The sequence below is a fragment of the Bifidobacterium hapali genome (assembly GCF_002259755.1).
Taxonomy (GTDB): domain Bacteria; phylum Actinomycetota; class Actinomycetes; order Actinomycetales; family Bifidobacteriaceae; genus Bifidobacterium; species Bifidobacterium hapali.
This window is the reverse complement of record NZ_MWWY01000035.1, coordinates 1-12,792: the sequence shown is the minus strand read 5'-3', so window position 1 is coordinate 12,792 and position 12,792 is coordinate 1. Positions and strand designations below refer to the sequence as shown.

Below are 12,792 nucleotides of genomic sequence, written 5' to 3'. Positions count from 1 at the left end.
TGACTCGTGGCATATTATTCGAGTTGCCAATTACGGCCCCGGTCGCTTGCGGCAACATGGCGGATTTCCCAAGCGGTCAAAGGGAACTGACTGTAAATCAGTCGCTTCGGCTTCAGTGGTTCGAATCCACTATCCGCCACGCCCCGATAGCTCAGTGGTAGAGCACTTCCTTGGTAAGGAAGAGGTCGTGAGTCCAATTCTCACTCGGGGCTCTCTGGCGGGATAGCTCAGCTGGCTAGAGCGTACGACTCATAATCGTAAGGTCAAGAGTTCGAGTCTCTTTCTCGCTACAAATGTCGGCGAACGCCGATGGACAACGAATACAAGAGGTGAATCCAATGGCAAGCAAGAGCGCCGAGATCCGTCCGGGCATCACGCTGGCATGCACCGAGTGCAAGGAGCGTAACTACATCACGACGAAGAACCGTCGCAACACGCCGGATCGTCTCGAACTGAAGAAGTTCTGCCCGCGTTGCGGCAAGCACACTGTGCACCGCGAGACCCGCTGAGCTTACTTTCCGCGAGTACTTTCAAACCCGACCCTCACCGGTCGGGTTTTTGTGTTTTCTGGGCATAAAGCTGAGGTTGTTGATGCCGCGGGTTTGTTGTCGCTGTTGTCGCTGAGATCGTTGATGTCGCGGGTTATAGACCTTCTTGTGCGTGGCAGAAAACGCTCGCTTAGACCAGTGTCAGCGAGCGTTTTCTGCCACTCGTACTGGTGAGTGGCGGTTTTTGCTCGCTTACGATGCTCTCAGCGAGCGTTTTCCGCCACGCACGTTGGGGTGCATGGTGTTTTGATCACGCGATGGAATTGGACCGCTACAATCCATCGCGTGATCATCTGAATGTGATATTTCGGCGGATGCGGAACAGTTTTCCGCCGGAATATCACAAAAATAGGGCCTTTAACGTGATATTCCGGCGGAAGTCCTTGGTCTATCCGCCGGAATATCACAGAAAACAGTCCTTAAGTGTGATATTTCGGCGGAGAACTGCTTACTCTTCGCCGGAATATCACGCAAGCACATCTGCAACATCACTTCGCATACGAACTTCCACTTGCAAAAGGTCACGCGATGGATTGGAAAGGTCACGCGATGGATTGAAACGGGTCAATTCCATCGCGTGATTCTGCCTGAGCCCATACTGCACCCATCTGAGCGCAGCAGGCAGTACGATAGGGCACATGACTTCTTTTGCGGACATCACCACGATCGGTGTGGGCGGCCACATCGCCCGATTTATTGAACCTACGTCGCGCGTCGGCGTCATTGAAGCCGTCGAGGATGCTGACTCCAAAGGACTCCCGCTATGTGTGATTGGCGGCGGCTCAAATCTGTTGGTCGCTGATACGCCGTTCAACGGTGTTGTAGTGCGCGACGCACGCCGCACAATCACAGTCCCCGATGAAGCTGCACCAGTCGAAAATGGCGAACGCATCGTCCACGTGAATGCGGAAGCCGGTTGTAACTGGGATGATTTCGTAGCATTCACAGTTGAACTAGGCTTGGAAGGTGTCGAGGGACTGTCCGGCATCCCGGGCACTGTTGGTGCATCGGTTGTGCAGAATATCGGCGCGTATGGTCAAGAAGTCGCGAGCGTCGTCGAATCCGTTGAAGCGTGGGATCGTCAAGAAAAGCGCACGGTTGATATTCCTGCAGCCGACATGGGTTTCGGTTATCGCATGAGTATGCTCAAATCCAGCATGTACAAGGCTCCCGCAACTCCATCAGACGAGTTCTTCCCGACACCACGCTACGTTGTGCTGTCGGTCACGTTCGCTTTGCGACACAGTGCAACCGGTACTGTCGGCTACGGTCAGCTTGCCAACGCACTCGGTGTAGAGGTCGGCGATCGCATGGCAACCACTGCTATCCGCGACGCAGTACTGTATGTGCGCGCAGCTAAAGGCATGCTCGAAGATGCTGGACGATACGAGAATCCTGCGATGGCTGGTACGAAACGTGCCGATCAGATTGCGATCGCGCGATCGGCTCAAGCTCAGCACATTGCAACATCTGCCGATACAAACGGTACCGAATCCGCGCCGAATCCGCCGCTCGAACCAGCATACGATCGTCACAGTTGCGGCAGTTTCTTCATGAACCCAATCTTGACCGCCGACGCAGCCGCGCGATTGCCCGAAGACGCGCCACGGTTCGCAGCGACTCTGCCAGACGGCACGCCGGGTATCAAAACATCCGCCGCGTGGCTTATCGACCACGCTGGCTTCCATAAGGGGTTCAAAATTGCTGACGATGCGCGCGCAAGTCTGTCTACGCTGCACACGCTTGCGCTGACGAATCGCGGGGGAGCGAGTGCTGCCGACGTAGCTGCGCTTGCGGCGCGTGTGCAGGATGGGGTCGAGGCTGCATTCGGCGTGCGACTTGTTCCTGAGCCGGTAGTTGTCGGTCTTGATCTGCGATAATCGCACGATCAGAGTGTGCATACTGTCGTTTGCGCAACAATATGCGCATATGCTTGCGCGATGACTGACGTTTCGCCTATGCTCGTCTGTTGTTAATCAGCCGCACACAGCCGACGGAGAAGAGACGCGCGTATGTCTATGCATATATTCCGCACGAAATCAGTTGAGCAGACCCTTGCTGAAACCGGTGAGGAAGGTCGCTCGCTCAAACGTAATCTCACATGGTGGGATTTGTCCATCATGGGAGTCGCGGTTGCTGTTGGCGCCGGAATTTTCTCCGTTGGTGCGCAAGCTGCCGCATTCCACGCCGGTCCAGCTGTGATCATCAGCTTTCTTATCGCCGGCGTGGTGTGCGGTGCGGCCGTCATGTGCTACGCAGAATTCGCATCCATGATTCCGGTCGCCGGTTCCGCGTACACGTTCACATACACGACGGTCGGCGAGATCATGGCATGGGTGATCGGCTGGGATCTAATTCTGGAAATGCTCATGGCTGGCTCAGTGATCAGTAAATACTGGGGTGTCTATCTCAACGATTTCATGCGGCTCATGGGCTGGGGACTCAACACGAACCTAGCGTTTGGCTCGTTCCACATTGATATCGCGCCGATTATTATCGTCGCGTTCTTCACCACGCTACTCGTGTTCGGTACGAAAATCGGCGCACGCGTTGACGGTGCGATGACAGTGCTGAAAATCGCGATCGTCTTTTTCGTCGTGATCGTAGGCTTTTTCTATGTTAAGGCGTCCAATTTCACGCCGTTTATTCCGCCGAGTGAACCGGCTTCCGCACTGTCTGGCTCGACGATTACTGACGAGATGACCCAGCCGTTGTGGCAGTTTGTTACCGGTATGACGCCGAGCGTGTACGGCGTGCCGGGCATTTTGTCTGGTGCGGCGCTCGTGTTTTTCGCGTTTATTGGTTTTGATGTGGTGGCTACCGCTTCTGAGGAGACGATTAATCCGAAGAAGAATGTGCCGCTTGGTATTGGCGTGGGTATGGCGCTGATCATCGTTATGTACATGCTTGTTGCGATTGTCACCACGGGCATGGTGTCGTATAAGGATCTTGCTGCGCAAGATAGTCCGTCATTGGCGACTGCGTTTGAGTTGGTTGGCGCGAATTGGGCGGCGAAGATTATCAGTTTCGGCATTGTGCTGGGATTAGCGACTGTGGTTATGGTACTGCTGCTGGGCTTGACGCGTGTTGTGTTCGCGATGAGTCGTGACGGACTGCTGCCGCGCGGATTATCGAAAACCGGCAAGCACGGGACGCCTGCGACTTTGCAGATTTGCGTGGGTGTCGTTGTGGCGTTGGTGGCAGCATTCTTTGATATTGGTGTGTTGAGCGACATGGTGAACATTGGCACGCTGTCGGCGTTTACGTTGGTCGCGTTGTCTGTGCCGATTATGCGACGCAAGCGCCCGGAGTTGCCGCGTGCTTTTAAGATGCCGGGTAATCCGTGGGTGCCGATTGTGATTGCGCTCGCGAACTTGTGGCTTATGCTCAATCTATCAGTGCTTACGTGGGTGCGATTTGTGGTGTGGCTGATTGTCGGATTCTGCGTGTACTTCGGGTATGGTTATCGGCACGCTCGTCTTGGCACTGGTGAACTGGATGAGCAGTCGTTGCAAGCTAACGCGTGACGATAAACCGTTGCGCGTCCGAAGTGTGGACTATCCTTGTAGCAGTTTGAAATGAAGGAGCAACCATGCCATACGTTGTCGCTCAGCCTTGCGTAGATGTCAAGGACAAAGCTTGCGTAGACGAGTGCCCGGTCGACTGCATTTACGAGGGTTCCCGTTCACTGTACATTAATCCGAACGAATGCGTTGACTGCGGCGCATGCGAACCAGTCTGCCCGACCGAGGCAATCTTCTATGAGGATGATCTTCCGGACGAGTGGGCGTGGTACAAGGACGCCGCGGTGAACTTCTTCGCTGAGGTTGGCGATTTTGGTGGCGCTTCTGCACACGGTCCGATCGGCAAGGACCCGGAGCAGGTTGCTGCACTGCCACCGCAGAATCAGTGAACTGACAGTAGGTTTACCGCTTACTGATTGAGTACTCACGGATTGAGTACTCACGCGGGTCTGCTGGTATACGCTTAAGATCACTCTTAGACCCACGTTGTTATGGCCGTCGCCTTGTGCGGCGGCCATATGTTTATGAGCTTATGAGAAGGAGCACTCATGGGATTTCAGCCGTTCGCGTCACCGTATGACTGGTCGCGCATTGCATCGTACAAGCGCACTGCCAAGGCTGCGTTCGGTGGCATGATTGACCTATCAGTCGGCTCGCCGGTTGACCCAGTACCAGATTCGGTTCGTGCTGCGTTAGCTGATGCTTCCAACGATCCGAACGCGTACGGGTACCCGGCCACTGTGGGCACGACTGATCTGCGCGCTGCGATCAGCGAATGGTTCCGTGACTGCCGTGGCGTTGATCTTGATGCGTGCGGTGCTACCGTAGTCCCTACGGTTGGCTCGAAAGAAGCGGTTGCGCTTATGGCCTCCTTACTACACTTCGGTGTGGGGGATGTGATCGTTCAGCCAACCGTGTCATATCCGACCTATGAAATCGGTACACAGTTGGCGGGTGCCACCGTGCTCAAAGTCGACGATGTGGCAGATGTCGACTCATGGCAGCATGTGCCGGGTGTTCGCGCAGTGTGGGTCAACTCGCCGTGCAACCCGACTGGCAAGGTGCTGTCAACCTCACAGATGGCGAGCATTGTCGCTGCCGCGCGTGAGATCGGCGCTGTTGTGCTGTCTGACGAATGCTACGCCCTCATGACATGGGGCAAGCCGCTGACTAACGACGGATCGCTGACTGATATCGCCGCGCCATGCGCGCTGAACGACACGGTATGCGGCAGCTCAGCGCATGGCGTGCTAACACTATATTCGCTGAGTAAACAGTCGAACATGGCTGGCTACCGTACCGCGTTCATCGCAGGCGACCCAGAGCTTATTACCCCGATGATCGCCTACCGCAAGCAAATCGGTCAAATCATCCCCGGACCAGTACAAGCCGCAATGGCCGCCGGATTACGCGACCACGTGTCAGTTCGTCAACAGCATGACCGCTATCGCGATCGACTCGGCACGCTGGTGAGCGCATTGCGAGCATACGGTTATGCTACCAACCTGCCTGACGGCGCGCTCTACGTGTGGGTCAAAGCCAAATCCGGCGACTGCTGGCGTGACATGGCTGCGCTCGCTGAACTGGGTATTATTGCCAGCCCAGGTGAGTTCTACGGTGCGCCGGCATATTTGCGCTTTTCTGCCACCGCCAGCGATAAGGCCATCGCTGACGCTGCCGAACGTCTTGCTCGCTAACCTGTATCCGATCCGGGTCAAGTGAGTAAAGAAAGGTACGTGCTACAACCCCAAGCTGGCGGCTCGAACTCCGTATTTGCGGCGTACTGCATCAAGTGCCTGCTCAGCGCCGCGCAATCGTTGAGCTCGTGTCCCAACAGTGGCATCACCTCCTTTGTCTTCGATGGTTGTTTCTTCGAGCACATCATCCAAGGTCGGCTGCACTTGAACTCCGGCTGACTCAACTAACCCGCTCGCACTCATACCAGCCAGCCGTATCTCACGCGGCAATAGCACATCATCGCTGACATGCGCTGGCATACCCAGCATCATATGTAATAGTGCCACGGCTTGCGGGTAGAGTACGCTCGCAGTATCTACTGGTCGTTCGAGTGTATGCGCCTTAGTCATATAACTCAGATCAGCAAATCGTAACTTCACGGTAACCGTGCGTGCAGATAGTCCGCGCCGACGCAACGAGCTCGCCACCTCATCGCAGCATCGCCGCAGTAATCCGCACACGCGTCTCGCATCGCGCGTGTCTTCATCGAACGTACGTTCCGCTCCAATCGACTTTTCTGGCGTATACGGGGTAACCGCACGCTCATCCAATCCACGAGAAGCGAGAAACAGTCCATGCGCAAGCGTTGCCGACCCACACGCTTGTGCTAACGCATCCTCGCTCATCAATGCCAAATCAGCCACTGAATCCACGCCCCACGCAGTCAAACGTTTCTCCAGTGACGGACCAACACCAGGAATGCCGCGCAATGGCATCATTTGCACGAACTGAGCATGCTTCGCCAACGGTATCAACAACATGCCATCCGGCTTGGCATTTGTCGACGCCATTTTCGCAACCAACTTGTTCGCCGCAATACCCACCGAACAAGTCACGTGGAACCGCGCGGCCACCTCGCGCCGCATCCACGCGCCGATCGCGCTCGGCCGCTCCCAGCGCAGCAACGCACCAGAGACGTCCATATAGCACTCATCCACCGACACTTGCTCGATACGATCAGTCACCTGCGAAAACACCTCATCGAAAATCCGATGAGACATCATCCGGTAATACTTCATGTCCACCGGTAGAAACACACCATGCGGGCATAGCTGCTTCGCTCGCGCCGACGGCATTGCCGAGTTAATACCGTACTTGCGCGCCTCATAGCTCGCCGCAGACACCACCGAGCGCGGACCGGTGCCGATGATCACGGGTCTGCCCTTCAACTCTGGATGCCTCGCCACTTCAAGCGACGCATAAAACGCATCCATGTCGATATGCAGCACCGTGCATCCGGTCTCATCGTGCCCCCAGTCTCGCTTGGCGGCGGCCAGTCTTGGTGCGGTGCTCATGACAATATCATAGCGTAACACTAGAACAAATGTTCGATTTTCGCGCGTGTCGTGCACTGCACTAGACGCACCCCGGCGTGTCGCGTGTTACGGCACACGTCCCGAGTAGGCTGGAATCTTATGAAGAAGGCCGTTCTTGAAATCCTAAACCGCGTACCAGTGTTCCTTGTCGTTATGGGCGAGGCGGTGGTCATCTATCTCGCCACTGCCATCGCGAAAGTTGCGTTCACGCAGCTTGACCCGCTGTATGCCGTATGGTATCGCGTCGGATTCATGGCGGTCATGATGCTCCTGTGGCGTCGACCGTGGCGCGCCGAGAAACGTCGCCGCCTGCCAAACAGCGTGCCCGGCTGGGCGATCGTTGTCGGCTGCGGTATCGCTGTTGTACTCATGAACACTATGTTTTACGTGGCTATTAGCAACATGGACATGGGTATTGCGGTGGCGATCGAGTTCATGGGGCCGTTGTCTGTTGCGGTAATCACTGGCCGCAGTTGGCGCGAACGACTTGGTATCTGCATTGCTGCATGCGGTGTGGTTTTGCTCGCTGGCGTGTCGCTTGCGGGCGCGTCGAGTAGTCATTTCTTGATCGGCTTAATCGCGATTCTTATCGGCGGTTCGATGTGGGGCGTATATATTGTGCTCGGTCGCAAAGTTGCGTCTCGCGGCAATTCGCTCGACAATCTGTGCGTGAGTATCGCAATCGGCTGGGTACTGCAGTCGCTTGTGCTCGGTCCCGGCGCAGTTGAGCATGTGATTCATCCAAAAGCGAGCGCTACGTGGGCGGCTGGTTTCGGTGGTGCGTGGAAGTTACTGGGATTGCTGTTCTTGATTTCGATGCTCGCTTCGTTTATTCCGTACATGGTTGACCAAGTGGTGATGCGGCGGACGACGTCTGGTGCGTTCTCGGTGATGCAGTCGATTAATCCGGCGGTTGCGGTTGGCGTTGGACTTGCGTTTGGTGAGATTCCGACCGTTTGGGAGTGCGTTGGCGTGGCGTTGGTGATTACGGCAGTGATTATTACGTTCTCTGGTGATCAGGCGCCTGCAAAGTAGGATGATTGCAAGCTGATTGCAAGCTGATTGCAAGCTGATTGCGTCGGTCGGCGCGCCGTTGTGAGGATTGATGTTGTGTTGTCCAGCCGTTGATGGTACAGTGTCTTGCTGTTGCGTCGCACAAGCGGTGTGACATGGAGACATGCCTGAGTGGCCGATAGGGGCACCCTGCTAAGGTGTTAGTCGCGTTAGCGGCTCGAGGGTTCGAATCCCTCTGTCTCCGCCGATAAGGGTTTTACGAGAAATCGTAAAACCCTTTTTTCATGCCAAAAACGGCAGAATATCAACGTTTTCAAGCTATTCTGTGCTCTATTACCCGCTTGCATGAGGGTGCGTAATGAGGCATATTTATGCGTAGGATAACCGGCAAATTAACCGGCACACAAGGGTACTTAATGGGGTAACAGATAACGGGTACTGAAGTGTGCCCCCATATCCCTGCGTGATGAAGGGCGTAATAGTGCCTGTGCTGGGTGGTAAGCAAGTTGGACATATCTGATAGTGCTCTAGCATAGTGAACGCGATGCCGTGACATGCGGTGTCCCCGTTGATATGACGGGCCGATACTGGCGGAAGCTGGTAGCAAAAAGGCCCGACGCTACGAACATCGGGCCTTGTTGTGGTTATCGGCTTAGGCCATTAACCAAAAGGTTGCGTACTGAATCATATCACGATGCATGGCAGTTTAACCGTGAACGGACATATAGTTATCGTCCATGTGGGCGATAGTGAAACGTTCGCTACGGTTGACGGTACACGGTTTACTGTGTGCACTGTCTGGCAGTTGTATCAACTGCTACGACTGCTCATGTAGCGGTCATTAAGGGTGTGATGCTCACTATGGGCATCACACCCCGCAACCTTACGATACGATTATCGTGTTCGTGAGCGTTCGTGAGCGTTCGTGAGCGTTCGCGAGCGTTCGCGAGCGTTCGCGGAGATGATCGAACCGCGCGCCCCCCAGTAATAGAGTGGCAGAAAACGCTCGCTCAGGCCATCGTCAGTGAGAGAAAACCGCCACGCGGTAGACGTATAGAACTACTCAAAGACTACGGTGTCGTGTTCCATACTCTCAAGAATCTTAATTAAACGATTCATACGCATCACATACCGATGCTCCGGAGCCAACGCCTTCACAAACCCAAAATGCTCATAGAATCCCTCCATACCCGGAACGGAATCTAACACAAGCAATTGAAACGGTGCAATCACATAGGCAGCACGAGCCATCTGTGCGACCTCACGCAACAGTAGCTTGCCATACCCATGACCACGCAGATCATTCGATAATCCCATCCAGCACAACAACAAAACGGCGCCATTGCCGTCACGATCAAACCCGCGCGCCACACTCTTCGACGGCATATCAGTAGCACGTGCCGTAACATGCTTAAACGAATAAAATGCCACGACCCGACCCAAATCATCTAAGCACACATGCGTACTGCACTGACCTGCACGCTGAGCCTGCCACGCATGCTCGCGAAACCACAAATCAACCAGATCATCGCCACAAGAAAATCCCCTTGTCTGACTTTCGTCACACAAGGGGATGCAACGTGTCCAAGGCTTCAACATACTCACTGCCACACGCTCACAAGCTTCTTAATCGTCTCCGGATCATCCTTCTGATCAAACAAACCAGCCGGCACAACCACATAATTTTCCGACATACGCTCATGAATCAACCGCTCCTGCTCAGCACGGTTCATCCGTGCCTGCGGTATCTGCTGTACCACGCTCACAATAATCACCACCTCTTCAATAACATACGAACAACTACTGTGACAATATCAGAAACAGACACAAGAATCCACCAAATCAAATGCCTTAAGTAGTTCTCATCAGCTAAACCAGAAAACACTGACCTAACAAAAACGCTCTCAGATACCACATATCCGTACGAGAGCGTTCATACCGTCATCAGTGAACATTGTCTGTCGCTGTGCCGTACGAGTCGTCTGCACCGCCCGAGTCGCCCGATCTGCTCGTCCCACCCGTATCCGCATCCTGCATCCGCCATACATCAACAATCACGCCGATCACCAAGCCAACCATCGCCGGCACCAGCCATCCCAGCTCATACGATTGCAACGGCAGTAGATCCAACGCAGCGTCCAGCCACGGCAGCGAGCCGCCAGCCACATCCTCAACCAACGCACGAACGCAACCTGCAACAGCAACAATGCCAACCAGCATCACAGTCCAGCGATACACATGCGGGAATCGAGTCGCGAACACACGATGAGTCAGTCCCAGCACAACCAGCACAATCGCGATCGGATACAAAGCAGACAACACCGGAACTGACACAGTAATAATCAGACTTAAACCAGCGTTCGACACAACAAAACTAAACACTGTGAACACGGCCTGCCACGCGCGATAACTCACTGTCTGACCGGCAACAACTGGGAATCGCTCATGAAAATACGTGGCGCACGTACAGATCAACCCAGTGCACACGTTGAGACATGCGATCACGAACACCAGTCCCAGAAATACTGTGCCAGTCGTGCCGAACAGTGCGGACGTGAGATTAGTGAGTACCGTAGCGCCGGTGTCATGTGCGGAATCAATCGCGCTGATCGCACCCGAGACGACGCCTACATAACTCAGCGCGCCGTAAATCATCACCAGCAGTATGCCGGTGCCGAGTCCAGCGATCGCAGTTTCGCGCTGCACTTGGCTTTCGTTGTTCACCTGCTGCGCGCGAACATTCTCGGCGATCACGATGCCAAAATAGAGCGCGGCTAGCAAGTCCATCGTTTGATAGCCGTCGAGAAAACCGCGCGTGAGTTGATATGTGGCGTAATTGCCAGACGGTGCAACGCGAGCGTCGACGCCGTGCGCGAGACATGCGACGAACAGGACTGCGATGAGCGCGAGTAGTAGCGGTCCCATAACTCGACCGAGTACGTTCGACAGTTTCTCTGGATGCTGCGCGAACACGAACGACAGTGCGAAGAATACCAGCGAGTAGACGAGACGGACCAGCCACAGCGAATCGGCTGGGGCGAACGGCGCGATCATCATTTCGAACGACGTAGTTGCGGTGCGTGGAATCGCAAAACAAGGGCCAATGGTCAGGATAATCGCGACGCCGAGAAGCAGTGCGAACCGCGGACTGACACGACCGGCGAGTCGGTCGAAACCGCCTGCGAACGTTACCGCCATGACGCCGAGGATCGGCAGTCCGACTGCGGAAACGATGAATCCTGCGGCTGCTGGCAGTGTGGCGGAACCGGCTTGCGCGCCTACGAACGGTGGGAAGATGAGGTTGCCGGCGCCGAAGAACATGGAGAAGAATGTGAACGTCATCACGGCGCGTTCGTGCGCGTTCAGCCGGCGATGGTTAGTATCTGACTGGTGTGCGGCTGGTTGGTCTACGCTTGACTGGCTGGTATTCGATTGATTTGCGACTGTCAGACCTGTGCTCAGTTGACTACTCGGTCGATCACTCGGCTGATCGGTTGGTCGATTGGTTGGCTGATCAGTCGATACGCGCATGAAATAGTGCCTCTCTGCTCCCGTTGATCTTCAATCCGTTCGGTGTGCAGCTGTAGCTGTTTGCTGCTTACCTCGAGCTTATCGTGCAATAGTGACGCGCGGCATGCACAGATTATTTTGTTGATAACCAATCAATTTTCTGAGTTAGTGCCAAATAATATGTCATTCATTTCTTTGGATGCGACGCTATTTGTTATGCGTGGCTTGCAGAATGTCAACTATCCGATCACGTTCATACCGCAGATGTTCCCTTGGAGATAGCATGGAGCTACCGATTGGTAAGGAAGCTGGATCGGCGTAATCGAGGGAGAAGATCTCTTACGATTGCGATATAGGAAGGCGAAGTTGCCTCTGAATTAAGGAGAATAGAATATGCGCGGAAAAGCAATCATTTCGACGGTAGTTGCCGGTACCATGATTTTGTCACTCGCAGCTTGCGGGGGGGGGTGTTCCTATGTTTTTGTCAACCGTGTGAGGGGTTGACGTGTCGCATTCTGGTTGGTTGTGGTGGGCGTGCTTCGCTTTGGCCTTGGCGATTCGTTGCCGTAGCCGGTGTTTGTGTTTTGTTCAGGCGGCGAGGGTTTGTTCCTGGTAGAGGGTGCCGTTCTTGAGCATGCTGTAGATCACGTCGCAGCGGCGTCGGGCGAGGCAGATGATGGCGGCGTTGTGGTGTTTGCCTTGTCCTCGTTTGCGTTTGTAGTAGGCGATGGATGGCGGGTGTTTAGTGGAGGCGACAAACGCAGACTGCCATAGTGCGTTCTTGAGGCGTTTGTTGCCGCCCCGGGCGGGGTGTTCGCCTTTGATGCTGGTGCCGGATTGGCTGGTGATGGGCGCGATGCCGGCGTACGCGGCGAGGTGGGCCGCGTTTTTGAAGTTCGAGATGTTCCCGCCGATTGCGAGGAGGATGTTGCTTGCGGTCCTGGCGCCTATCCCGGGCATCGACGTCAGGACCGTGAGAAGAGGGTGATCGTTGAGGAGCTCCTCGACCTGCGAGGCGAGGTTGCGGCGCCGGTCCTTGATCTGTTTGATGTCGCGGGCGATCGAGGGGATGATGGTCTCGGCCATGTCGGTGCCGGGTACGGTAACGGTCTGTTCACCGATGGCCTTGAACATGTCGTCGAT

11 protein-coding genes and 4 tRNA genes are annotated in these 12,792 nt (G+C 55.1%); 10 read left to right on the top strand and 5 right to left on the bottom strand.

What is annotated here, in order from left to right:
• The first annotated feature begins 58 nt into the window (after positions 1-58).
• The 8 genes from BHAP_RS08800 (at position 59) to dapC (ending at position 5,769) form a co-directional block, all read left to right on the top strand.
• Positions 59-139, top strand: a tRNA-Tyr gene (locus tag BHAP_RS08800).
• Position 140: 1 nt separating this feature from the next.
• Positions 141-212, top strand: a tRNA-Thr gene (locus BHAP_RS08795).
• A gap of 4 nt (positions 213-216) precedes the next feature.
• Positions 217-290, top strand: a tRNA-Met gene (locus tag BHAP_RS08790).
• A gap of 48 nt (positions 291-338) precedes the next feature.
• On the top strand, positions 339-509 hold the full coding sequence (gene rpmG, locus BHAP_RS08785; protein WP_094730334.1) for a 50S ribosomal protein L33: 171 nt from the start codon (positions 339-341) through the stop codon (positions 507-509).
• Between the two features lie 677 nt (positions 510-1,186).
• Entirely contained in the window at positions 1,187-2,428 is a 1,242-nt protein-coding gene (locus BHAP_RS08780; RefSeq protein ID WP_094730333.1) for a UDP-N-acetylmuramate dehydrogenase, read from the top strand.
• A gap of 138 nt (positions 2,429-2,566) precedes the next feature.
• The gene (locus tag BHAP_RS08775; RefSeq protein ID WP_094730367.1) at positions 2,567-4,075 is read left to right on the top strand and encodes an amino acid permease; all 1,509 of its coding nucleotides are present in this window, start codon (positions 2,567-2,569) and stop codon (positions 4,073-4,075) included.
• A 65-nt stretch (positions 4,076-4,140) separates the two neighbouring features.
• Positions 4,141-4,461, top strand: coding sequence for a ferredoxin (gene fdxA / locus BHAP_RS08770; protein WP_094730332.1), 321 nt, complete (start codon positions 4,141-4,143; stop codon positions 4,459-4,461).
• Positions 4,462-4,620: 159 nt separating this feature from the next.
• Entirely contained in the window at positions 4,621-5,769 is a 1,149-nt protein-coding gene (gene dapC / locus BHAP_RS08765) for a succinyldiaminopimelate transaminase (protein WP_094730331.1), read from the top strand.
• 42 nt (positions 5,770-5,811) lie between these two features.
• Here dapC and dinB read toward each other — a convergent pair whose 3' ends face one another.
• Positions 5,812-7,104: a DNA polymerase IV gene (gene dinB / locus BHAP_RS08760; protein ID WP_094730366.1), complete on the bottom strand. Its 1,293-nt coding sequence runs from the start codon at positions 7,102-7,104 to the stop codon at positions 5,812-5,814.
• A gap of 120 nt (positions 7,105-7,224) precedes the next feature.
• Here dinB and BHAP_RS08755 point away from each other — a divergent pair, with 120 nt between their 5' ends.
• Positions 7,225-8,160, top strand: coding sequence for an EamA family transporter (locus tag BHAP_RS08755; protein WP_094730330.1), 936 nt, complete (start codon positions 7,225-7,227; stop codon positions 8,158-8,160).
• A 136-nt stretch (positions 8,161-8,296) separates the two neighbouring features.
• Positions 8,297-8,383 (top strand) — tRNA-Ser (locus tag BHAP_RS08750).
• A gap of 815 nt (positions 8,384-9,198) precedes the next feature.
• On the opposite strand, the gene BHAP_RS08745 is transcribed toward BHAP_RS08750, so the two are convergent.
• The 4 genes from BHAP_RS08745 to BHAP_RS08735 all read right to left on the bottom strand — a co-directional run.
• Positions 9,199-9,738 carry a GNAT family N-acetyltransferase gene (locus BHAP_RS08745; protein ID WP_244569372.1) on the bottom strand — a complete coding sequence of 180 codons (540 nt, stop codon included), beginning with the start codon at positions 9,736-9,738 and terminating at the stop codon, positions 9,199-9,201.
• Between the two features lie 2 nt (positions 9,739-9,740).
• Entirely contained in the window at positions 9,741-9,899 is a 159-nt protein-coding gene (locus tag BHAP_RS11665; protein WP_158216461.1) for a hypothetical protein, read from the bottom strand.
• A gap of 184 nt (positions 9,900-10,083) precedes the next feature.
• On the bottom strand, positions 10,084-11,481 hold the full coding sequence (gene brnQ, locus BHAP_RS08740) for a branched-chain amino acid transport system II carrier protein (protein WP_094730365.1): 1,398 nt from the start codon (positions 11,479-11,481) through the stop codon (positions 10,084-10,086).
• Positions 11,482-12,237: 756 nt separating this feature from the next.
• Positions 12,238-12,792: transposase (locus BHAP_RS08735; RefSeq protein ID WP_143248773.1), on the bottom strand; the 555-nt coding region annotated here is incomplete at its 5' end.